The organism is Pseudomonas sp. 15A4, from assembly GCF_016925575.1.
Classification (GTDB): Bacteria; Pseudomonadota; Gammaproteobacteria; order Pseudomonadales; family Pseudomonadaceae; genus Aquipseudomonas.
In genome coordinates this window covers 1,462,837-1,485,586 of sequence record NZ_CP068986.1, presented here as the reverse complement: position 1 = coordinate 1,485,586, position 22,750 = coordinate 1,462,837, and the positions used below count along the sequence as shown (strand labels likewise).

Genomic DNA, 22,750 nt, shown 5'->3' with positions numbered 1-22,750 from the left:
GCCTCCAATGCGCGTCGCCCTCTACCAATGCCCGCCGTTGCCCCTTGATGTCAGCGCCAATCTTCGGCGCCTGGAAGCTCAGGCGATCGAGGCATCGGCGCAGGGGGCGAAGCTGCTGGTCCTTCCGGAGATGTTTCTCAGCGGCTACAACATCGGCCCCCAAGCGGCGCGGGATCTGGCGCAGGCATGCGACGGCCCGGCTGCGTTGAGGATTGCCGAGATCGCTCAAGCCACGGGTATCGCGATTATGTACGGCTACCCGGAGCTGAGTGGCGACGGTCAGGTTTACAACGCGGTGCAGTTGATCGACGCGCAAGGTGTTCGGCTCTGCAATTACCGTAAGACCCATCTGTACGGCGAGCTGGACAACGCTATGTTCAGCGCAGGCGATGAGCATTTTCCGGTGGTGGCCTTTGGGGACTGGAAGCTCGGATTTCTGATCTGCTACGACGTCGAGTTTCCCGAGAACACGCGGCGTCTGGCCTTGGCCGGCGCAGACCTGATTCTGGTACCGACCGCAAACATGGCGCCCTACGACTTCGTCGCGGAAGTCACCGTGCGGGCCCGCGCCTTCGAGAACCAGTGCTACCTGGTTTATGCCAATTACTGCGGCAGCGAGGGCGATATCCATTACTGCGGCTTGAGCAGTGTCTGCGCGCCGGACGGTCGACAAATCGGCCTTGCCGGTCAGGATGAGACCTTGGTGATAGCAGAGCTGGACCGTGACGCGATGAGCGAATCCCAAACGATCAATACCTATTTCAAGGATCGCCGGCCAGGGTTTTATTCGGGACTGGGTAAGCCGTAAGGTCATCATCCGACGTCGCCACTGCGCACGTCCCACACCTGCAAGCCCGTTATCCGCTAGCATGGCGGCTCAGCCATCCAACATCACAAGCGCCATGCCCAACCCCATCAGCCAACGATCCCTGACCCTGCCCAACGGCTTGAACGTGGTGCTGGTTTCGGCCCCACGTTTGAAGCGTTGCGCTGCGGCGTTGCGGGTCGCGGCAGGCAGTCATGATGTTTCGCCCCGCTGGCCAGGGCTGGCGCATTTCCTTGAGCATCTGTTCTTTCTCGGCACCGAGCGCTTTGCGGCTGACGAAAAGCTGATGGCGTTCGTGCAGCGCCACAGCGGGCAAGTGAACGCAAGCACCCGCGAGCGCACCACCGACTTTTTCTTCGAACTGCCGCGCGCCGTGTTCGCCGACGGTCTTGAGCGGCTGTGCGAAATGCTCACCCATCCGCGCATGACGATTCCCGATCAGCTGCGAGAACGGGAGGTGCTGCACGCGGAATTCATCGCCTGGTCGCGGGACCATGCCTCTCGTGATCTGCTGAAACGCCTGCAGCCTTTGTCGGCCTTGCATCCGTTGCGTTGGTTTCATGCAGGGAATCGCTTCAGTCTTCCGGTTCCGCGTCAGGGGTTTCAGGATGCGCTGCAGGCGTTCTATCGACGGTTTTATCAGGCCGGGCAGATGACGCTGAGCCTCGCGGGGCCTCAATCGCTTGATGAACTGGAGAAGTTGGCCACCCAGTTTGGCGAGTATTTCGCGCAGGGCAGCCGGGTTGAGCAACAGCCACCGCCTGCGCTGCTCACTGCTGAACCGAAGCCGATCGGTGAGGTTGATCAGCGTCGGATGCATCTGACGTTTGCGTGCGAAGGGTTACCGGTCGGACAGGAGCAGGCTGCTGCCTTTCTTTGTACCTGGATGAATGACGGGCAAGCAGGTGGGCTGGTGGCGGTGCTGCGCGAACGAGGGTTGATTGAGTCTCTGAAGGCCGAGGTCATGTATGAATTTGCCGGTCAGGCATTAGTCGACGTCGCGTTCGTGTTGGCTGCAACGCCTCCCGACGCGTCATCGCACGTACCAGCATTGGTTTTCAGCTGGCTCGCCTTCTTCAAATCCCATTACCGTCAGTTGATCGAAGAATACGCACGGCTGGAACAGCGGCGTCTGGCCGTCAGCGGTGCGCTGTCGCTGGGGCGGTATTACAGCGCTGAACCTGATGCGGCGGGTCTGTCGACAGAGGCGGTTGATGCGCTGCTCAGCCAGCTCACACCCGCAGCGCTGTTACGCACGCAAGTCGAGCCCTTGGCGTGTGGCTCATCCAGCGTTGAGTGGCGGCTGCCTGAGCCCAATCCATTTCTGAAACCCGCAACGGCATCCACTACGCCGACCTTGCCCTTGACCAAGCTGACGTTCAGCAATGCGCTGCCAGCAGACGGCGAGGCTGCGCTGTACCTACGATGGACGCTCGTTACTGCGCAGCCCAAGCTTGCGCGAATGCTGGAAGAAAGCCTGCGACCACTGGCGGCCCAGGCGAGTCAAGCGGGAATCACGCTGGCACTCAGTGCCTACGGCAGGTTCTGGCAGCTGAAAGTCTCAGGCCTGGCGGAACCGTTGCCCGCCGTAGTGGAACAGGCGCTGAGTCTGCTCGTCCAGCCGGATGCGCAAACCCTGGCGCGCTACGGTGCGCCGGCTGATGAACCAGCCGTTATCCCGATCCGTCAGCTGTTAAAGACGCTGCCTGATCATTATTTGAACAACCCAGTCACCCCACAAACCGTCGACCTGCGGCGCGCGTGGGCTGGGGCGAGCTGGACAGGGTTTGCCATGGGCTTCACACCCTCAGCGCGAGATGCCTTGAGTCACGCCGCTCGGCGCATCCTCGGTCTCCCGGAGCATTTACCTCTCACGGCACCTCGGGCCACAGGCACACGGTGGGAAATCGAGCCGTCAGAATCTTCTGAAAATGCGCTGCTCATCTTCTACCCAACGCCCTCCCACTCTCTCCATGACGAAGCCACATGGCGACTCTTCGGGCAACTGATGCAGGCTCCGTTCTACCAGCGCCTACGCGTCGAGCTTCAGTTGGGTTACGCCGTTTTCAGTGGTTTCCGACAGATCGCCGGGCATGGAGGTCTCCTGTTTGGCGTGCAATCCCCTAGCGCGAGCGCGGAACAGCTCGTCGCGCACATCGAGACCTTCATCGAGGGTCTGCCGGCATTGATCAACGCCGCAGATCTACCCGCAGAGGTAAAAATGCTGCGGGACCAACTCGAAACGGCTGACATGGAGCACCTGCAAGCAGCCGAACTCCTCTGGCAAGCGCACCTGACAGGCCACGGCAATGATTACAGCGCCCTCCTGCAACATTCCCTTGCACATCTTCGGCAGGACGCTTTGCTCGAAGCCGCCCATCGGCTGGCACATCCGGACAGCGCCCGCCTGTGCCTGTCAAACCGTGCCAGTGCGCTCTAGCCCGCGCAGGTCATGGCCCGCAAACAGCCGATCATTGCCCGTTGTGCAAGGATCTTTATCGGATATTTCATCATTGGGCTGCCTATAATTTTAGTAACATAGCCCCTAAGCATTTGAACGTCTCCGCTCGCCGGAGCACTAACGAATGTAGTCACCCACCGCTGCACTAACCCAGAAGGAGTCAATTATGTGGACTAAACCTGCTTACACTGATCTGCGTATCGGCTTTGAAGTCACCATGTACTTCGCAAGCCGTTGATTGTTGCGCGGTGAGAAGCCTCGGTTCGCCGGGGCTTTTTTATTAACGCGATTCTGATTTCAAGGGCCGATCGGCCGTCGCTACGGGGTTCACATGCACATCCAGATTCTCGGTTCCGCCGCCGGCGGTGGTTTCCCTCAGTGGAACTGCAACTGCGCCAATTGCGCAGATTTTCGCGACGGCAGCTTGCGGGCGCACGCGCGCACCCAGTCGTCCATCGCGCTGTCGGACGACGGTGTGAACTGGATCTTGTGCAATGCCTCTCCCGACATCCGCGCCCAGCTCCAGGGTTTTGCCCCGATGCAGCCCAATCGCGGTCTTCGCGACACCGGGATCAGCGCGATCATTCTGATGGACAGCCAGATCGACCACACCACCGGGCTGCTGAGCCTGCGTGAAGGCTGCCCGCATCAAGTCTGGTGCACAGACATGGTCCACGAGGACCTGAGCACCGGTTTCCCGCTGTTCAACATGCTCAAACACTGGAATGGCGGCCTGGCCTGGAATCGTATTGAGCTGGAAGGCAGCTTTGTCATTCCAGCCTGTCCGAACCTGCGCTTTACCCCATTTCCACTGCGCAGCGCGGCACCGCCGTACTCGCCTCACCGATTCGACCCACACCCGGGCGATAACATCGGCTTGATGGTCGAGGACCTGAGCACCGGCGGCAAACTGTTCTACGCGCCGGGCCTGGGCAAAGTCGATGATGCCCTCATGGAGAAGATGAGCGGCGCCGACTGCCTGTTGGTCGACGGCACAATGTGGGACGACGATGAAATGCAGCGTCGTGGCGTCGGCACCCGCACCGGGACGGAGATGGGTCATCTGGCGCAAAACGGCCCCGGCGGCATGCTCGAAGTGCTGGAAAAGTTGCCGCAACAGCGCAAGGTGCTTATCCATATCAACAACACCAACCCTATCCTCGACGAAGACTCGTCCGAGCGCGCTGAACTGGCGCGGCGGAACGTCGAAGTGGCATTCGACGGGATGAGCATCGAGCTTTAAGAACGCTAATTACCGACTGTGGGGCCAGGTTTGCTCATGAAGGTGTCAGGTCAGCCAGCCGATGCGGCACAGGTAGATCGTCTTTGTGAGCTAGCCCACTCCCACGAGATCTGCGGAAATTCTTGACGAGAACTGCCGACATGAACGATGCAACGCCGCTGTCTCCCGCTGAATTCGAACAGGCCCTGCGTGCAAAGGGCGCGTATTACCACATCTATCACCCCTTTCATGTGGCGATGTACGAAGGGCGCGCGACCCGCGAGCAGATTCAGGGCTGGGTCGCCAATCGGTTCTACTATCAGGTGAATATCCCGCTGAAAGACGCCGCGATCCTGGCCAACTGCCCGGACCGGGAAATCCGCCGCGAGTGGATTCAGCGCTTGCTCGACCATGACGGCGCACCCGGCGAAGACGGCGGTATCGAAGCCTGGCTGCGTCTGGGTCAGGCCGTGGGTCTGGATCCTGACCAGCTGCGCTCGCAGGAACTGGTCCTGCCCGGCGTACGATTTGCGGTCGATGCCTACGTCAACTTCGCCCGTCGCGCCAATTGGCAGGAAGCGGCGAGCAGTTCGCTGACCGAGCTGTTTGCGCCGCAGATCCATCAGTCGCGTCTGGACAGCTGGCCGCAGCACTATCCATGGATCGACCCGACCGGCTACGAATACTTCCGCACCCGCCTGGGCCAGGCCCGCCGCGACGTCGAGCATGGTCTGGCCATCACGCTGCAGCACTACACCACGCGGGAAGGCCAAGAGCGCATGCTGGAAATTCTGCAGTTCAAACTCGACATTTTGTGGAGCATGCTCGATGCCATGAGCATGGCCTACGAGCTGAACCGACCGCCCTATCACAGCGTGACCGACCAACGCGTCTGGCACAAAGGAATCGCCCTATGAGCTTCAATCGCGAACAGGTGCCCAACTGGCGCCGCGGTTATCGTTTCCAGTTCGAGCCCGCGCAAAACGGTCACGTGCTGCTTTACCCTGAAGGCATGATCAAGCTCAACGACAGCGCGAGCGCGATTGGCGGTTTGATCGATGGTCAGCGCAGCGTCGGCGCGATCATTGCGCTGCTCGACGAAAAATTTCCCGGCGTTCCCGAGCTCGGCACTGACGTCGAGCAATTCATGGAGGTCGCCCGTGCAGAGCTCTGGATCGAATTTGCCTGACTTAGTGAACACGCGGTCCGACGTCTACATTCCGCCCACGCCCCCGGTCGGGCTGCCGCTGTGGCTGCTCGCCGAGCTGACCTATCGCTGCCCGCTGCAATGCCCGTATTGCTCAAACCCGCTGGATTTTGCCAAGCAGGGGCAGGAGCTGACTACGGAGCAGTGGTTCAAAGTCATGGCCGAAGCCCGGCAGATGGGCGCGGCGCAGATCGGCTTCTCGGGCGGCGAGCCGCTGGTGCGCCAGGACTTGGCGGAGCTGATTGCCGAAGCGCGGCGGCTGGGCTTCTACACCAACCTGATCACTTCCGGCATCGGCCTGACCGAGCAGAAGATCATCGACTTCAAGGAAGCCGGGCTGGACCACATCCAGATCAGTTTCCAGGCCAGCGACGAGCAAGTGAACAACATGCTCGCCGGCTCGAAAAAGCCTTCGCGCAGAAGCTGGAAATGGCCCGCGCTGTGAAAAAGCATGGCTACCCGATGGTCCTCAACTTCGTGACCCATCGGCACAACATCGACAAGATCGACAAGATCATCGAGCTGTGTGTGGCGCTGGAAGCGGACTTCGTGGAGCTGGCGACCTGTCAGTTCTACGGCTGGGCACACCTGAATCGTGTGGGCTTGCTGCCGACCAAAGACCAGCTCGTGCGCGCCGAACGCATTACTAACGAATACCGGGTCAAGCTCGCCGCTGAAAATCACCCGGTGAAGTTGATCTTCGTCACCCCGGATTATTACGAAGAGCGTCCGAAAGCCTGCATGAATGGCTGGGGCAATCTGTTCCTCACCGTGACGCCGGATGGTACTGCGCTGCCGTGCCATGGCGCGCGGCAGATGCCGATCCAGTTTCCCAACGTGCGCGATCACACCATGCAGCACATCTGGTACGAGTCGTTCGGTTTCAATCGCTTTCGCGGTTACGAGTGGATGCCAGAGCCTTGCCGCTCCTGCGACGAGAAGGAAAAAGACTTCGGTGGCTGCCGCTGTCAGGCGTTCATGCTCACCGGCGATGCAAGCAATACGGACCCGGTGTGCAGCAAGTCGCCGCAGCATCACTTGATCACCCAAGCCCGTGATGAAGCCGAGTATGCTAGCCAGACCATTGAGCAACTGGCCTTCCGCAATGAACGAAACTCACGCCTCATCGCCAAGTCCTGACCTTCTTTCTGCCGCCCAGGCTGTGGCGGCAGGCACCGATTTCGCCGAACTCAGCGTCAGCCCTGCGGGGCTTTTCTGGAGTGAATTCCGCCCGCAGGATGCCGCCACACGCATCTGGCGCTGGCACGACGGCGCGACCGTTTGCCTGACACCCGAGGGTTTCAGCGTGCGCAGCCGGGTGTATGAATACGGCGGCGGGTCGTTCTGCCTGACTGACGAGGCTGTGGTGTTCGTCAACGAAGCGGACCAGCAGATTTACCTCCAGCCCTTCGATTCCCAAACACCTCAATCCCTGACCCAGGGCGACAAGCTCTTCGGAGATGTCCGCTACGCGCGTGGGCAGATTCTGGCGGTTGAGGAGGATAAGGACACTCACCGGCTGGTCGCCTTCGACGTCGCCGACGGCCGCCGCCACGTACTGGCCGAAGGCGCCGATTTTTACGCATCGCCCACCGTCAGTCCGGATGGCAATCGCCTGGTATGGATCGAGTGGTGGCGGCCCCATCAGCCGTGGACGTCTACGCGACTGATGAGTGTCGAACGCCAGGCCGATCTCGCGTGGGGCCGGCCGCACTGCCTCGCGGGCGGGCTGGGGCTGGAATCGCTGCAGCAACCCCGCTTTGATGAAGCTGGCCGCCTGTATTGCCTGACCGACCGCGCCGGCTTCTGGCAGCCGTGGGTTGAGACGCTGGATGGTTTTGAAGCGCTGCCTGCCGCCGCTGCCGATCACGCTTCGGCGCCGTGGCAACTGGGCGCGTCGACCTGGGCGCCGCAGAGTGATGGCGCTTACCTCGCCGCCTGGTTCGAGGACGGCAAAGGTCTGCTCGGCGTGCGTTCGGCGCAGGGTTCAGTTGAAGATTTCAGCGGAGATTACACCCGTTTCAGAAGCCTCGCGGTGGACGCGGACTACCTCTATTGCATCGCGGCGTCGCCCGTCAGCCCTTCTGCTGTCATTGCCATCGGTCGTGCTGACAAGCGCGTTCAGGTGTTGGCCGGCGGCGTGAGCCCGCTGCCCGTCGAGCGCATCAGCCAGCCGCGAACCCTGCGTTATCCGAGCGGCTCGAGCGAAGCGCACGGGTATTTCTATCCGGCCATGAATGGCGACGACAAGCCGCCGCTGGTAGTGTTCATCCACGGCGGCCCGACCTCCGCCTGCTATCCCGCACTGGACCCGCGCATTCAGTTCTGGACCCAACGGGGCTTCGCCGTCGCTGACCTCAACTATCGCGGCAGCACCGGTTACGGCCGAGCGTATCGTCAGGCGCTGTTTCTGGAATGGGGCGTTGTCGACGTCGAAGACGCCTGCGCAGTGGTGGAATACCTGGGCAATCAGGGTTTGATCGATCCGGAAAACGCATTCATCCGCGGCGGCAGCGCAGGTGGCTATACAACGCTGTGCGCATTGGCCTTCAAGAACGTGTTCCGCGCGGGCGCGAGCCTGTATGGGGTGAGCGATCCGCTGGCACTGGCGGAAGCCACGCACAAGTTCGAAGCGGATTATCTGGACTGGCTGATCGGCGACCCCGATGTCGACATGGCGCGCTATCGGGAGCGCACGCCGCTGCTGCATGCCGATCAGATCAAGGTCCCTGTGATTTTCTTCCAGGGTGAACTCGACGCCGTGGTCGTCCCCGCCCAAACCCGAGACATGCTCAATGCATTACTGGAAAACGGCATCCCGGCCGAAGGCCACTTCTACCCCGACGAACGCCACGGCTTCCGCAAAGCGGCCAATCTCGCCCATGCACTGGAGACCGAGTGGGCGTTTTACCGGAAAGTGATTGATGGTTGATGTGTCAGACGTTTTGCGCGTCAGCCACTGAAGCACCTGGCCAACACGATCATGTGGGAGTGAGCTTGCTCACGAAGAAGGCATTTCAACCGCTGGAATTTTAGCGGTTGTACCGGCCCTTCGCGAGCAAGCTCGCTCCCACAGGTTGTGCGTAAACTGTCAAACCCGCGACATCGCCATGTGTAACCGCGCGAACCCGTGATTGGCTCATCCATAAACGTGCAGCGCCACGGCGCCGATCAATACCAGCCCTACCCCGCAGACCTGAATGGCGCTGAGCCGCTCTTTGAAGAACAGGAAGCCAAGCACGGCGGCGATCCCCCTGACAGGGTACTGATGACGGTGACCACGGAAATCGATCCCACCATCGCGCCATACGAGAACGCAGAAAACCCACCCAGGTTGAGCAGGCTTGCCGCCACAAGGGTTACCCCGGCGCGTGCAGGCGGGAGCTTAAGGGGGTCTTTCATTCGCAAAATCATCGGCGACAAAACGGTGAGGCCGACCAAGTATCCCAGCCAGAGCATCGTGACGGGCCCCAATGCAGGCAGTGTGAAGCGACCCTGCATCCAGAAGCTCGATCCGTACAGCAAGGCAGCGCCCAATGCGTAAACAATCGCTTCCCGGTTGTGCTTTTTCGCCGTGGAATCATCGCCTGCCGTGATGCTCGACAGAACGACTCCCAGCACACACAGCGCGATCAACAGCAGCTGTGTCATTGATATCTGCTCGCCGCTCGCCCACGACAACAGCGTGGTGAAGACGCCGTACGACGTCACCAGAGGAGCCACAATTGAAGCTTTGCCGAGCGCGAACGCTTTGGATAGGGCCAGCGCGCCGCTGACCGTGAAAACCGAGGCCAGCACACCTAGAAGCCACGTGTGCCAAGGCGCAGAGAATGATTTGGAGATGAAGGCCGGGAAGCACAGCAACAGAATGCACATGATCAGGAAGCCAAGCGCCTGACCGAAGTAAACCGCTCGCTTGACCCCAACGGCACGGGCATTGAGCCCTACCAGAAAATCTGTGCCGCCCCAGAACAGAGCGGCGAGTAATCCCAAAACAACGTCCATCCCTGACCTTCCTGATCATAAAGTCCGACGTCGGACTTTATGTCAGCTGACCTGAGACAGGAAGCGCGGTGTTTAGCGGATTGAGTTACTTGCGACTGACAATGATGTAGATCGCATGGATGATCCCCGGGATATAGCCCAGCAGGGTCAGCAGGATGTTCAGCCAGAAAGCGCCGGCGAAGCCGACTTGCAGGAACACGCCCAGGGGTGGCAGCAGGATGGCGATGATGATGCGAATGATGTCCATGGGTGGAGCTCCTGATTAAGTGGCCCAATAGAAGAGGGCCGCACAGCTAATCGACCTTGAGCCACTACAGGGGTTCCGCAGCGCACGTCCTCAAGCCATTACCTGCCCGCAGGCGCCCCAAGCGAGGCGGCCGATGGCATCGCACTTTTCAAAACGCAGAAAAAGAAAACCCCGCCTAAGCGAGGTTTTCCAGACTGTTTCCCATGACTTCCATTTCTTCCCGCCGTCCTGGCAGGCAATCCCTTACGTGTCCCTGTTATCTGTTTGCGCATCCTGCGCGACGTCCATGTGTGTAGATTAAACTTGGATCCACTAAAGCGATAGAGCCGATTGCCATCACGTCATGTAAGCAAATGCTTACACGGTTTATGCAGTGTCAGAACTGTGACGCCTCTAACAGATACAGCGACTCGCTGCCTGCCGTGACCGACGCCGAAAGTGACTGAATTCGCGGCAGCAGCCGAGCAAAATAAAACCGTGCAGTGCCCAGCTTGCTGGCGTAGAAATCCTCCTGAGCCTCTTTGCCCCACGCGGCTTTTGCCATCATCGCCCACATGTAGGCGTAGGCCGTGTATCCGAACGCATGCAGATACTCAACGGACGCGGCACCGATTTCATTCGGGTTGCTGCGGGCCCGGTCCAACACCCAGCCGGTCAATTCGTCCAGTGTGGTCAGTGCTGCGGCCAACGGCTTGGTGAACTCGGCCTGCGAACTGTCAGATGACGCGATGAATTGACGGACCTCGTCGGAAAACAGCTTGTAGTACGCACCGCCGCTGGCAACGATCTTCCGTCCCATCAGGTCCAGTGCCTGAATACCGTTGGTGCCTTCGTAGATCTGAGTGATGCGCACATCACGCACCAGTTGCTCCTGACCCCACTCGCGAATGTAGCCGTGGCCGCCGAACACCTGCTGACCGTGCACAGTGGTGTCCAGGCCCATGTCGGTAAGGAAGGCTTTGGCGACCGGGGTCAGCAGCGCGACCAACGCATCGGCGCGCTGACGCACGTCGGCGTCTTCGCTGTACTTGGCAGTGTCCAGTTGCATGGCTACGTACGTGGAGAACGCGCGACCGCCTTCGTTCAGCGCCTTCATCGTCAACAGCATGCGACGCACATCGGGGTGAACGATGATCGGATCGGCCATGGTTTCTTTGGACTGCGCGCCTGTCGGGGCCCGGCTTTGCAGACGGTCACGGGCGTACTCGATCGCGTTCTGATACGAACGCTCGCCGGACGCCAGGCCTTGAATGCCGACGCCCAGTCGCTCGTAGTTCATCATGGTGAACATCGCCGCGAGGCCTTTATTCGGCTCGCCGATCAGATAGCCCTCGGCCTGATCGAAGTTCATCACACAGGTGGCCGACGCCTGAATGCCCATCTTGTGCTCGATGGACCCGCAGAACACCGTGTTGCGCTCACCCAGGCTGCCGTCGTCGTTGACCATGATCTTCGGCACGAGGAACAGCGAAATGCCCTTCGGCCCTGCCGGTGCGTCCGGCAGCTTGGCCAAGACCAGATGGATGATGTTCTCGGTGAGGTCGTGCTCGCCGCCGGTGATGAAGATTTTAGTCCCGCTGATCTTGTAGGACCCGTCGGTCTGCGGCTCCGCTTTCGTGCGGATGATCCCGAGGTCGGTGCCGGCGTGGGCTTCGGTCAGGCACATTGAACCGGCCCATACCCCGGCGTACATGTTCGGCAGGTACTTGGTTTTCAAAGCTTCGCTGGCGTGGGTGGCGATCGAGACGCAAGCACCGGACGTCAGCATCGGGTACAGCCCGAACGCGAGGCTCGCGGAGTTGACCATCTCTTCGACTTGAGCAGAGACTGCCTTGGGCATGCCCATGCCGCCGAACTCAGGATTGCCACCGACGCCGACCCAGCCCCCTTCAGCGTACGTCTTGTACGCCTGAACGAAGCCTGCCGGTGTGGTGACGACGGTATCGTTCCAGTGACAGCCTTCTTCATCGGCTGCGCGACTCAGGGGTGCAACGGATCTGCCAGTGACTTTGCCCGCCTCTTCGAGAATCGCCTCGACGGTCTCGGCGTCCACGGTTTCAGACAGTTCGGGCAGCGTGGCCCAAAGTCGGGAGACGTCGAACACTTCATTGAGGACGAAGCGCATATCGCGCAAGGGCGCTTTGTAGTCAGCCATGGCAAACCTCGTTTCAGCGGCAAAGAACTCGGGGAGGAGCGGCGCCGCAGGGATATTGCGGCGCCGGTGTGTCAGTGGGACGAGTGTACCTGAACACCATTTGCGACACATAGGGTCAACGCGTGACTATTAACTGCTTTTCGGTCACGACCGAATGACGGTCAGGCCCATGCCCGCTTGCGACCGCGAGTGGGTTTGTCTAGTGATTAAAAAACGTTGATTTAGCCAGCGGCTGCCATGCGAACAGCGCCGCGCTTGCTCGTCTGTGCATGACTGATGACGCAGTTACGGCCGGCGCCTTTGGCGGCATACAGTGCCTGATCGGCAGATTTGAGGACTTCTTCCGGATTGCGATGCTCGGGAAGACGCTCGGCCACACCAATGCTGACCGTCACCGATACCGCTGAAGCCTGGGAGCCTGACCGACGCTGGCGCCCTTGCAGGTCGTCATTCGGCCGATTGTCCTGATTACGCAGCTGAATCTGATAGCTGGCGATGGTTTCCCGGATGACTTCGAGATGCGGCATGCACTCTTCCAGGGTTTTGCCGGCAAACACGATGGCGAATTCTTCACCGCCATAGCGATAGGCGCGCCCGCCACCGTTGGTGATCTTCGACAATTTGCTCGCCACCAGACGCAGCACCTGGTCGCCGACGTCGTGGCCGTGGGTGTCGTTGAATTTCTTGAAATGATCGACGTCGCTCATCGCCAGCACATAATTGCGGCCCAGTCGCTGCATCCGCTCATTGAGCGCGCGTCGGCCGGGCAGCCCGGTCAGCTCGTCGCGGAACGCCATTTGGTAGGCCTCGTGCGCGACCGCCGCCGCAATCATCAGCATCACCTGGCTGCACATGATGTTCAGGGTGAACGGCAGGATGAAGGTTTTCGGCAACGCCCAGAACATGCCGAGCAACCCCACCAGTTGTGCGGCATGCAGCGGGCGCGGCTTATAGAGGTATTGCGTGATCAACACGGCGAACGCGATGAAAAACGTCACGTAAGACAACTGGATCAGGCTCATCCAGTCTCCGTGCAGTGCCGGCCAGCGGATGTCGGCGAGCCAGGCCAGCAGCCCGGCGGGGAAGCTCTGTTCGAGTCCCAGCGCGACGCTGCCGACGGCGACCAGTACCGCCAGTCGAGCGACAAGGTCTTGAAACAGATGGGTCCGCTCTTCCCACGCGGCAAACAGGCCAAACATGACCGGAAGCAATAGGCAGCACAGATGAAACACCACGGCAGCGTCCTCTCGGACTTTTCCGTTATCGCGGTAGTAATCGGTCTGCGTGTCGAGCAGGAAATAGGCGATGTACACCGTGATCATCAGGAACAGTTCACGCTGCCGCTTGTAAACGCCGCAATACGCACCACCCAGCAACAGCACCAGAGTGGGCAGCACGTTGAAGAGTGAGGTGAAGAAGACGTTGAGGTCTTTCACGTACGCGGCCGCCAGTCCGGCAATCAGCAAGGCCAGAGAGGGTAAAAAATGACTGAGCCGTGCGGCAGAGGGGCGCAGCAAAAGGACTATCTCCTCACCGAAGATGCGAGCGCTGATTAAATGGCATTGTGCCTGTATCGGCCGCGTCATGCATAGGATGAGGAAGAATGTGCATGGCTATGGGCAAAGATCGGCAGGCACAAAAAAGCCGCTTGTCCCTGAGGACAAGCGGCTTGAGGAAACGCTTCCGGTGACTTAGTAAGCCAGGCCGAAGTGTTCTTCGTTCATGTCCATCAGGTTGCTGGCGCCCGACAGCATAGTTGCCACGTGGGTACGGGTGCGCGGCAGGATGCGCTGGAAGTAGAAGCGCGCCGTCTGCAGCTTGGCGGTGTAGAAGGCTTCTTCGCTGGTGCCGGCCGCCAGTTTCTCGGCTGCCACACGAGCCATGTCAGCCCAGAAGTACGCCAGGCAGGCGTAACCGGAATACATCAGGTAATCCACCGAAGCGGCACCAACTTCTTCACGGTCTTTCATGGCGGCCATGCCGACCTTCATGGTCAGTTCGCCCCATTCTTTGTTCAACGCAGCGAGCGGTGTCACGAATTCGCTGATCGCTTCATTGCCTTCCTGCGACTGACAGAACTTGTGGACGATCTTGGTGAAGCCCTTAAGCGCCTCGCCCTGAGTCATCAGCACTTTACGACCCAGCAGGTCGAGCGCCTGAATACCGGTGGTGCCTTCGTACAGCATGGCAATACGCGCGTCGCGAACGTTCTGCTCCATGCCCCACTCGGCAATAAAGCCGTGGCCGCCGTAGACCTGGACGCCGTGGTTGGCGGCTTCGAAACCGACTTCGGTCATGAACGCTTTGGCGATCGGGGTCATGAACGCCAACAGGCCGTCAGCTTGCTTCTTGGCTTCGGCGTCGTCGCTGTACTTGGCGATGTCGACCTGCTTGGCGGTGAAGTACACCATCGCGCGAGTCCCCTCGGCGAAGGCCTTCATGGTCAGCAGCATGCGACGTACGTCGGGGTGAACGATGATCGGGTCAGCGGCTTTCTCCGGCGCCTTCGGGCCAGTCAGCGAGCGCATCTGCAGACGCTCACGGGCGTATTTCAGGCCGCCCTGGAAACCGATCTCGGCGTGAGCCAGACCTTGCAGCGCCGTGCCCAGACGCGCGGTGTTCATGAAGGTGAACATGCAGTTCAGGCCTTTGTTCGGCGGGCCGATCAGGTAACCGGTGGCGCCGTCGAAGTTCATCACGCAGGTGGCGTTGCCGTGAATGCCCATCTTGTGTTCCAGCGAACCACAGGTCACAGCGTTGCGCTCGCCGACGCTGCCGTCAGCGGCCGGCACGAATTTCGGCACGATGAACAGGGAAATGCCCTTGGTGCCAGCAGGTGCGTCGGGCAGGCGGGCCAGCACGATGTGGACGATGTTGTCGGCCATGTCGTGTTCGCCAGCGGAAATGAATATCTTGGTGCCGGACACTTTGTACGAACCGTCAGCCTGAGGCTCGGCCTTGGTGCGCAGCATGCCCAGGTCGGTACCGCAGTGAGGTTCGGTCAGGCACATGGTGCCGGTCCACTCGCCCGAGACCAGCTTGGTCAGGTAGGCGTCCTGCTGCTCAGGGGTGCCGTGCTCGGAGATGGTGTTCATCGCGCCATGGGACAGGCCTGGGTACATGCCCCACGACCAGTTGGCTTCACCGACCATTTCACTGACCGCCAGACCCAGCGACTCAGGCAGACCCTGACCGCCGTGAGCGACATCGTGAGCCAGGCTCGGCCAGCCACCTTCAACGAACTGCTTGTAGGCTTCCTTGAAACCGGTCGGCGTTTTTACGCCGGACTCGCTCCAGGTGCAGCCTTCGATGTCACCCACACGGTTCAGCGGGGCCAGGACCTGCTCACAAAACTTGGCGCCTTCCTCGAGAATGGCGTCAACCATGTCAGGCGTGGCGTCCTGGCATGCTGGCAGACTCTGATAGTGCGCTTCGTAGCCGAGCAGCTCGTCACGGACGAAGCGAATATCACGCAAGGGGGCCTTGTAGTCAGGCATAGCGATAAACCTCTGCTGGTGAATCCTGGAATTGGATGACCGTGTGGTCACTGTGGGGCATTGCCCCGGCGCCGACGCTTGGGTTCACGCGACGATCAAACAGGTGTTTGAAACATACGTTTACGCCTATACCTTGTCAAGCGACGCCCAGCGCCTTTCATCACCTGATGCGGGCAACTCGCAGGCGTGCGTAGACGACGCCACGCGGTTAAGGCCGGGGCGTTGAGTCTAGAAAACGTCGGGGTAGAAAAGGCTGAAGCGCGCGCAGGATGGGCACGTGAATGAGGCGTTATTCAGGAGAGTGGCATGCAGCGACGTGCGCCGCAGCGCACGATAGAAGGCAAATCAGGCGAAGGTATCGATCAGCGTGCCAAGCATTTCGTCGCTGGCTTTTTCGACTCTCACGCCAGCCTGGACTTGAATACGGCCTTGGGTCAGCTCGACAACATTGGTGGCCATGTCGGAGCGTTGCGGACGGTCCACAGAGCGCAGACGCTCCAGCTGGAAATCCGAAGACTGACTGCGCCCGGACACTTCGGTGGCGGGACTGGCCAACTGGGTTGCAGCCTGATCGACACGGCCCTGCCCGACCTGCATTGCGCTGAGGCCTGGGTACAGTGTGTTGTTCAGTGAGATTTGCATGAGCACGATCCTCTGTTCGGAGCGAACATAGCGATTAAAGCAGCAAAGCGACTGGATTACGCTGCGAAGCGACTAGTGGCATTGAGCCTTGTGACGCGCCTCACACTCAGCGACTCATTACTCGCTAGTCCAACAGCTCCAGATGCAGGTGCTCGGCGATCATTTCCGAAGTCGCCTTCTTCATGAACGGCACGCGACCGAGGCACGGCGCTGGCAAACGCTCCGCGAGCGTGGCGAGGTTTTCCTCAAGCCGTGACGTTTTGGGATCGATGATATTCGCCACCCAGCCCGCCAGTTGCAGACCGTCGTTGGCGATCGCTTCAGCGGACAGCAATGCATGACTGATGCAGCCCAGCCGCACGCCTACCACGAGAATCACCGGCAGCTTCAGCGCGATGGCCAAGTCAGACAGATTGGCCTGATCGGCCAGTGGAACGCGCCAGCCGCCAGCCCCTTCGATCAGCGTGAAGTCGGCCTGCTTGTCGAGGATATGCTGCATCGGGCCGAGCAAGGATTGCACGGTCAGGGCGACACCCGCCTCCCGTGCGGCCAGATGGGGCGCGATGGCTGGCTCGAAGGCTACCGGATTGACTTCGTTGTAGGTCAGTTGGATCGAACATTCGGCACGCAGGGCGACGGCGTCCGAGTTGCGCAGACCTTTGGGTTTGACGTCGCACCCTGAAGCCACGGGCTTGCCCGCCGCCGTGCTCAACCCCGACTGCCGCGCCGCGTACAGAAGCCCTGTGGCGATGGTGGTCTTGCCAACGTCGGTGTCGGTTCCCGTGATGAAATACGCAGCGCTCATCGTGGCGACCATCCGTTCAGATATTTCAAACTATTGCCTGCTTACTATAGCGCCCGTTTGACGGACGCTGACCAATAGATCATTTTTTAATCAATATCAGGCTTCGCCAAGACGGCGTACACCACCTGATACGTGGCGGGCAGGCCTTTTTCCTGACGAAGCCTTTCGTACGCCTCCATCAAAGCCTGAATTCGCGCGCGGCCGGTCAGGCCTCCCGGGCGACCTGGATTGATGTTGTGCGCACCCAATGCCTTGAGCTCGTGGGTCAGGCTGCGCACGTCGGGATAGTGCAGCACGTGGGGCAAGACTTCGAGGCTGCGCACGCTCAGACCACTGTCCGCGCAGAGGCGTTGATACGCCTCGCGCTCGCGGAAGCGGTTGACGTGGACCATGCCGTCCACCGCCTGCCAGCTGTCGCGCAGTTCAACCAGCGTCCCGACGCAGAGGCTGGCAAAAGCGAACACGCCGCCCGGTTTCAGCACACGACGCGCTTCGCTCAGCACCGCGGAAAAATCCGGGCACCATTGCACCGCCAGGCTGGAGAACATTAGATCGACGCTCGCGTCGCGCAGCGGAAGATGCTCCGCGTCGCCTGACACGTAATGAGTGGCGCCCCCTAACGGGCGTGCATAACGCAGCATGCCTTCGGCGATGTCGAGCGCAACGCCTTCGCTCTCAGGAAACGTCTGCGCCAGCGCGCGGCTGAAGCAACCGGTGCCGCTGCCCAGGTCCAGCCAGCGGGAGGGTGCCAAGGCTGGCAGTCGCGTCATCAGCTCGGTGCCGACGGCGCGCTGCAAGTCGGCCACGCTGTCGTAACTCGCCGCGGCCTTCGAGAAGGACGCCGCCACCTGACGCTTGTCAGGCAGGGTCTGTTGCCCGGATGCCTGTTGCTGTTTCACGGCCTTCAGCACCGCGCAATGGGAGAGATCAGTCATCACCGGACTCGTGTAAAAACGCATGAACTGCAGCGGCGACGCCGTGCGGGTTTTCCAGAATAAAAGCGTGACTGGCCTGCTCGATCACGCCGACTTCGATGTCAGGCTGGAGGCAAAGCAAGTCAGCCGATGCTTCAGCGGGCACCAACGCGTCTAGACCGCCGAACAGATGCAATTGAGGACCGCGAAACCCTTGCAGCGCTTTGCGCGTGTCCATTTGCTCGAGCAGCTTCAGGCCTTCGATCAAACCGGCACTGGTGCCGTGGGGGCGCAGGCTTTCAGTTGTCTCGACAGCGCTCGGGGTTCTTCGGCACCTTGCACGCATAACAGGGTGAAGCGCTTGAGCGTTGCGTCCAGGTCGGCCTTGCAACCGGCAATGAACGCGTCGAAATCCGTTTGTGGCATCGCGTTGGGCCACTCGCTGCGGGCCACGAAGCAGACGTTGCTTGCAAACGTCGCCAGCCCACAGCAGCGCTCGCCCCTGCGCGCAGCGAGTTCGGCGGCGAGCATGCCACCCAGGGACCAACCGCCCAGCCAGACGTTGTCGGGCAATGTCGAATCCAGCTCATCGAGCCATTCGTCGAGGTTGTCAGTGTCCATGTCAGGCAAAGGCTCGATCACGACCCGCAAATGTTCGTCGAGCCCGCGCAGCGCCGCCGCCAGCGGTTCCAGAGGAGAAACGCCAAGGCCCCAACCGGGCAACAGGATCAACTGATCACGCATGGTTCAGCTCCGAAGATTCGTCTACGCCCAGCAGCGGAAAACACTGCTCCAGTGCATTCAACAATAGCTGCACCTGCGCTTCGCTGTGGGCGGCGGACAATGTCACGCGTAAACGCGCGCTGCCCGCAGGCACCGTCGGCGGCCGAATGGCGGTGACCATCACGCCGCGCTCTCGCAGCAACTGCGACAGCCGCAACGCGCGCCCGCTGTCGCCAATCAAGATTGGCTGGATGGGCGTGAAACTGTCCATCAGCGCCAGGCCAAGGGCTTGAGCGCCAGCGCGAAACTGCTTGATGAGTGCCGCCAGGTGCTCACGCCGCCAGTGTTCGGAGCGCAGCAGTTCGAGGCTTTTAAGGGTCGCGCACGCCAGCGCTGGCGGCTGACTGGTGGTGTAGATATAGGGGCGGGCGAACTGGATCAGCGTTTCGATCAACTCTTCGCTCCCCGCGACGAACGCGCCGGCCGTGCCGAAGGACTTACCCAGCGTGCCGATCAGCACCGGAATGTCATCGATGCCCAAGCCGAAGTGTTCGACTATGCCTGCACCGTTCGCGCCCAGCGGGCCGAAGCCGTGGGCATCGTCGACCATCAGCCACGCATTTTTGGCTTTGGCCGCCTTGGCCAGCGCGGGCAGGTCAGCGACGTCGCCGTCCATGCTGAACACGCCGTCGGTAACCACCAGCGTGTCGCCGACGGCTTTGTCCAACCGGCTGGCTAGGCTGTCGCAGTCGTTGTGCAGATAGCGGGAAAAACGCGCGCCGCTGAGCAGGCCGGCATCAAGCAACGAAGCATGATTGAGGCGATCTTCCAGCACCGTATCGCCCTGCCCGACCAACGCGGTGACCGTGCCGAGGTTGGCCATGTAGCCATTGGAGAACAACAGCGTGCGGGGCCGCCCGGTGAACTCGGCGAGGGCTTCTTCGAGGGCGTGATGGGGCGTGCTGTGGCCGATCACCAAATGCGAAGCACCACCGCCGACGCCCCAGCGCTCGGCGCCGGCTTGCCAGGCCGCGATGACTTCGGGGTGATTGGCCAGCCCCATGTAATCGTTGTTGCAGAACGCCAGCAGCTTCTTGCCGTCGACAATGACTTCAGGGCCCTGCGGGCTTTGCAGCAAGGGCCGCTGACGGTAAAGGTGCTCGGCACGACGGGCAGCGAGACGTGCGTTCAGATCAAAGGACATGCAGGCCTCGAGTCAAGCCACTGATGAAGATTCAAACAGCCGCGTCGTAAAACAGCTCGCTGCTTTTCTGCTCGATCAGCGCTTGTTCGATGGCGGCCTGATGCACCTCGTCCGAGTGCTCTTCCCGGGCTTCTGGCTGAATGCCCAGACGCGAGAACAGCTGCATGTCCTTGTCGGACTGCGGGTTGGCGGTGGTCAGCAGTTTGTCGCCGTAGAAGATCGAGTTGGCGCCGGCGAAGAACGCCAAGGCCTGCATCTGGTCATTCATGGCTTCGCGGCCGGCGGACAGACGCACGTGGGATTGCGGCATCAGGATGCGCGCGACGGCCAGCATGCGGATGAAATCGAACGGATCGATATCCTCGGCGTTTTCCAGCGGCGTGCCGGCCACTTTCACCAGCATGTTGATCGGTACGGATTCCGGGTGCTCTGGCAGGTTGGCCAGCTGGATCAGCAGATTGGCGCGGTCGTCCAGGGATTCCCCCATGCCCAGAATGCCGCCGGAGCAGATCTTCATCCCCGAATCACGTACGTACGCCAGGGTCTGCAGGCGATCGCTGTAGGTGCGGGTGGTGATGATGCTGGTGTAGAAATCCGGCGAGGTGTCGAGGTTGTGGTTGTAGTAATCAAGGCCTGCGGCGGCCAGCGCCTGGGTCTGGTCCTGATCCAGCTTGCCAAGGGTCATGCAGGTTTCCAGGCCCATGGCCTTGACGCCTTTGACCATCTCCAGCACGTAGGGCATGTCTTTGGCCGACGGGTGTTTCCATGCCGCACCCATGCAGAAACGGGTCGAACCAATGGCCTTGGCGCGTGCGGCTTCTTCCAGCACTTGCTGGACCTGCATCAGCTTTTCTTTTTCCAGACCTGTGTTGTAGTGGCCCGATTGCGGGCAGTACTTGCAGTCTTCCGGGCAGGCGCCGGTTTTGATCGACAGCAGGGTCGAGACCTGCACGCGGTTGGCGTCGAAGTGAGCGCGGTGCACGGTTTGCGCCTGAAACAGCAGGTCATTGAATGGCTGTGTGAACAGCGCCTTGACCTCGGCTAGATTCCAGTCGTGACGCAGGTTGGCATTGATGCTGGCGCTCATGGGCGGCTCCTTGATGTTTTCTGGACGATGACCCGGGCGGCTTTGCCCAGCGGCAAAACCGGAAAGCCCATAGGCGCAACACGGATGTTCGGCATATTTAAGGAAGCGACATGCGCTGTCAACCATATAACGGGCGTGAGGTTTACATCTGGTTAAAAAACGCACAGACATGTCTGCTGTGCGATGAGGCGACTGATTCCACCACGCCGATCTGCGTGCCCTGTGAACGCGAACTGCCTTGGTTGATTGACCAGTGCGACCGATGCGCATTGCCCATGCCGATGTCCGGTTTGACCTGCGGCGCCTGTAATCGCCAGCCTCCGGCCTTCAATGAAGTTGTCGCTCCGTGGCTTTACGACTTCCCGATCGACGCGCTGGTCACACGCTTCAAGCATCAGGGCAAATGGCCGCTCGGCCGACTACTGGCGGAGCTGTTGAGCGAAACCCTGCAGCACCGCTTTAATGAAGGCCTGCGGCGACCCGACGTTCTTATCCCGGTGCCACTGGCCAAAAAGCGGTTGCGTCAGAGGGGCTTCAATCAAGCGGCGATGCTGGCGAACTGGCTCGGTGCGCGATTGGACTTACCCGTCGATGAGCGCGTGATTGGCCGTGTAAAGGAAACACCCTCGCAGCAGGGCCTGGATGCGAAAGCCAGAAAGCGCAACCTGGCGTCCGCCTTTGCGCTGAAGGACGCGACGCCGATCATCGGCAAGCACCTCGCACTGATTGATGACGTCCTCACCACCGGCTCTACGGCCAACGCACTGGCAGAACTGTTGCTCAAGGCCGGCGCCCAATCGGTGGACGTGTATTGTCTGGCGAGGACGCCGAAGCCAGGGGATTAAAAAGCCGGGAGGTTAAGAAACCCGCGGGATTTGGGCATAAGCCGTTTTGCCTTACACTCCGGCTTCATCACTCTCAGCGCATCCGACCCCCTATGTCACTACCGCCGTCCCTCACCCAGCACATGGTTCGTCGCCCCCATCGCATTGCGCTGTTGCAGCACATTGCCGAGCAGGGTTCGATCACCCGTGCAGCAAAGAGCGCAGGGCTGAGCTACAAGGCGACATGGGACGCCATTGATGAGCTGAACAACCTGGCGCAGCAACCGCTGGTCGAGCGCAGCGTCGGCGGTCGAGGGGGCGGCGGCGCGAAATTGTCGGCCGAAGGCGAGCGGGTGCTGCGGCTTTATCAGCGCTTGCAGGCGTTGCAGACCCAACTGCTGGAAACCTCGGAGGAATCCGATGACCTCGCCTTGCTCAGCCGCTTGATGCTGCGTACCAGCGCGCGCAATCAGCTGCATGGTCAGGTCAGCGCCGTTCGTTCTCAGGGCCGCAACGACATGATCACGTTGCAGCTTGCGGGCGGCTTGTCGATCAAGGCGCAGATCACCCACGACAGCAGCTTGCGACTGGGGCTTGAGATCGGCACGGATGTGTTCGCCCTGATCAAGGCCGGCTGGCTGGAATTAATAGCGCCTGACCAGGCTGAAACAACCGGACACAATTGCCTCACCGGTCAAATCGAGGAAATTCTCAACGCCGATGACGGCCCGAGTGAAGTCAGAATTGTCCTTCCCAGCCACCAGATTCTCTGTGCGGTGGTCGATGCGGACTTGCTGCACGCCTTGCAGCTCAAGGTCGGCGGCGAGATCAAGGTTCAATTTGCACCCTCGAATATTCTGCTCGGCACACCGCTTTAAGAGCCGCTTGCACGTAAGCCCGACGCCCGACTCGTCATCTGACCGACACAATA

Annotated in this window: 18 protein-coding genes and 3 pseudogenes; 10 read left to right on the top strand and 11 right to left on the bottom strand. The window is 60.6% G+C overall.

What is annotated here, in order from left to right; translation table 11 throughout:
• Nucleotides 1–7: 7 nt before the first annotated feature.
• The 8 genes and pseudogenes from JN403_RS06560 (at nucleotide 8) to JN403_RS06525 (ending at nucleotide 8,648) form a co-directional block, all read left to right on the top strand.
• Entirely contained in the window at nucleotides 8–808 is an 801-nt protein-coding gene (locus JN403_RS06560; RefSeq protein WP_205486330.1) for a carbon-nitrogen hydrolase family protein, read from the top strand.
• A 94-nt stretch (nucleotides 809–902) separates the two neighbouring features.
• Entirely contained in the window at nucleotides 903–3,266 is a 2,364-nt protein-coding gene (gene pqqF, locus JN403_RS06555; RefSeq protein ID WP_205486328.1) for a pyrroloquinoline quinone biosynthesis protein PqqF, read from the top strand.
• 187 nt (nucleotides 3,267–3,453) lie between these two features.
• Nucleotides 3,454–3,525: a pyrroloquinoline quinone precursor peptide PqqA gene (gene pqqA / locus JN403_RS06550; RefSeq protein WP_008365141.1), complete on the top strand. Its 72-nt coding sequence runs from the start codon at nucleotides 3,454–3,456 to the stop codon at nucleotides 3,523–3,525.
• 93 nt (nucleotides 3,526–3,618) lie between these two features.
• Entirely contained in the window at nucleotides 3,619–4,530 is a 912-nt protein-coding gene (gene pqqB, locus JN403_RS06545; protein ID WP_205486326.1) for a pyrroloquinoline quinone biosynthesis protein PqqB, read from the top strand.
• A gap of 140 nt (nucleotides 4,531–4,670) precedes the next feature.
• Nucleotides 4,671–5,426 carry a pyrroloquinoline-quinone synthase PqqC gene (pqqC, locus tag JN403_RS06540; protein ID WP_065991310.1) on the top strand — a complete coding sequence of 252 codons (756 nt, stop codon included), beginning with the start codon at nucleotides 4,671–4,673 and terminating at the stop codon, nucleotides 5,424–5,426.
• Nucleotides 5,423–5,698 carry a pyrroloquinoline quinone biosynthesis peptide chaperone PqqD gene (gene pqqD, locus JN403_RS06535; protein ID WP_122536521.1) on the top strand — a complete coding sequence of 92 codons (276 nt, stop codon included), beginning with the start codon at nucleotides 5,423–5,425 and terminating at the stop codon, nucleotides 5,696–5,698. The genes pqqC and pqqD overlap by 4 nt, the downstream gene beginning before the upstream one ends.
• A pseudogene (gene pqqE / locus JN403_RS06530) lies at nucleotides 5,670–6,856 on the top strand (pyrroloquinoline quinone biosynthesis protein PqqE). Before pqqD ends, pqqE begins: the two are co-directional and overlap by 29 nt.
• Nucleotides 6,822–8,648 carry a S9 family peptidase gene (locus JN403_RS06525; RefSeq protein ID WP_205486324.1) on the top strand — a complete coding sequence of 609 codons (1,827 nt, stop codon included), beginning with the start codon at nucleotides 6,822–6,824 and terminating at the stop codon, nucleotides 8,646–8,648. The pseudogene pqqE and the gene JN403_RS06525 overlap by 35 nt, the downstream one beginning before the upstream one ends.
• A 207-nt stretch (nucleotides 8,649–8,855) precedes the next feature.
• Here the strand turns inward: JN403_RS06525 and JN403_RS06520 are convergent.
• The 11 genes and pseudogenes from JN403_RS06520 to bioB all read right to left on the bottom strand — a co-directional run bounded on the left by JN403_RS06520 (nucleotide 8,856) and on the right by bioB (nucleotide 20,995).
• Nucleotides 8,856–9,721: pseudogene (locus JN403_RS06520) on the bottom strand (DMT family transporter).
• Between the two features lie 85 nt (nucleotides 9,722–9,806).
• Nucleotides 9,807–9,968, bottom strand: coding sequence for a YqaE/Pmp3 family membrane protein (locus JN403_RS06515; protein WP_037019089.1), 162 nt, complete (start codon nucleotides 9,966–9,968; stop codon nucleotides 9,807–9,809).
• 376 nt (nucleotides 9,969–10,344) lie between these two features.
• Nucleotides 10,345–12,123, bottom strand: coding sequence for an acyl-CoA dehydrogenase C-terminal domain-containing protein (locus JN403_RS06510; protein WP_205486323.1), 1,779 nt, complete (start codon nucleotides 12,121–12,123; stop codon nucleotides 10,345–10,347).
• Nucleotides 12,124–12,344: 221 nt separating this feature from the next.
• Nucleotides 12,345–13,640 carry a GGDEF domain-containing protein gene (locus tag JN403_RS06505; protein WP_122536516.1) on the bottom strand — a complete coding sequence of 432 codons (1,296 nt, stop codon included), beginning with the start codon at nucleotides 13,638–13,640 and terminating at the stop codon, nucleotides 12,345–12,347.
• Nucleotides 13,641–13,814: 174 nt separating this feature from the next.
• The gene (locus JN403_RS06500; RefSeq protein ID WP_205486320.1) at nucleotides 13,815–15,620 is read right to left on the bottom strand and encodes a phenylacyl-CoA dehydrogenase; all 1,806 of its coding nucleotides are present in this window, start codon (nucleotides 15,618–15,620) and stop codon (nucleotides 13,815–13,817) included.
• A gap of 345 nt (nucleotides 15,621–15,965) precedes the next feature.
• Nucleotides 15,966–16,262 carry a pyrroloquinoline quinone biosynthesis protein PqqE gene (locus tag JN403_RS06495; RefSeq protein ID WP_122536514.1) on the bottom strand — a complete coding sequence of 99 codons (297 nt, stop codon included), beginning with the start codon at nucleotides 16,260–16,262 and terminating at the stop codon, nucleotides 15,966–15,968.
• A 124-nt stretch (nucleotides 16,263–16,386) separates the two neighbouring features.
• Nucleotides 16,387–17,067, bottom strand: a complete 681-nt coding sequence (gene bioD / locus JN403_RS06490) for a dethiobiotin synthase (protein WP_122624555.1) — start codon at nucleotides 17,065–17,067, stop codon at nucleotides 16,387–16,389.
• 86 nt (nucleotides 17,068–17,153) lie between these two features.
• Complete coding sequence (gene bioC, locus JN403_RS06485; protein WP_205486318.1) at nucleotides 17,154–18,002, bottom strand: malonyl-ACP O-methyltransferase BioC; 849 nt, start codon at nucleotides 18,000–18,002, stop codon at nucleotides 17,154–17,156.
• Nucleotides 17,995–18,725: pseudogene (locus tag JN403_RS06480) on the bottom strand (alpha/beta fold hydrolase). Before JN403_RS06480 ends, bioC begins: the two are co-directional and overlap by 8 nt.
• Entirely contained in the window at nucleotides 18,718–19,908 is a 1,191-nt protein-coding gene (gene bioF / locus JN403_RS06475; protein WP_205486303.1) for an 8-amino-7-oxononanoate synthase, read from the bottom strand. Before bioF ends, JN403_RS06480 begins: the two are co-directional and overlap by 8 nt.
• Before the next feature lie 31 nt (nucleotides 19,909–19,939).
• Nucleotides 19,940–20,995: a biotin synthase BioB gene (gene bioB, locus JN403_RS06470; protein WP_172609934.1), complete on the bottom strand. Its 1,056-nt coding sequence runs from the start codon at nucleotides 20,993–20,995 to the stop codon at nucleotides 19,940–19,942.
• Between the two features lie 110 nt (nucleotides 20,996–21,105).
• Between bioB and JN403_RS06465 the strand changes: the two genes are divergently transcribed.
• Nucleotides 21,106–21,840, top strand: a complete 735-nt coding sequence (locus tag JN403_RS06465) for a ComF family protein (RefSeq protein ID WP_205486300.1) — start codon at nucleotides 21,106–21,108, stop codon at nucleotides 21,838–21,840.
• 92 nt (nucleotides 21,841–21,932) lie between these two features.
• The gene (locus tag JN403_RS06460) at nucleotides 21,933–22,697 is read left to right on the top strand and encodes a TOBE domain-containing protein (protein ID WP_205486298.1); all 765 of its coding nucleotides are present in this window, start codon (nucleotides 21,933–21,935) and stop codon (nucleotides 22,695–22,697) included.
• The last annotated feature ends 53 nt before the right edge of the window (nucleotides 22,698–22,750 follow it).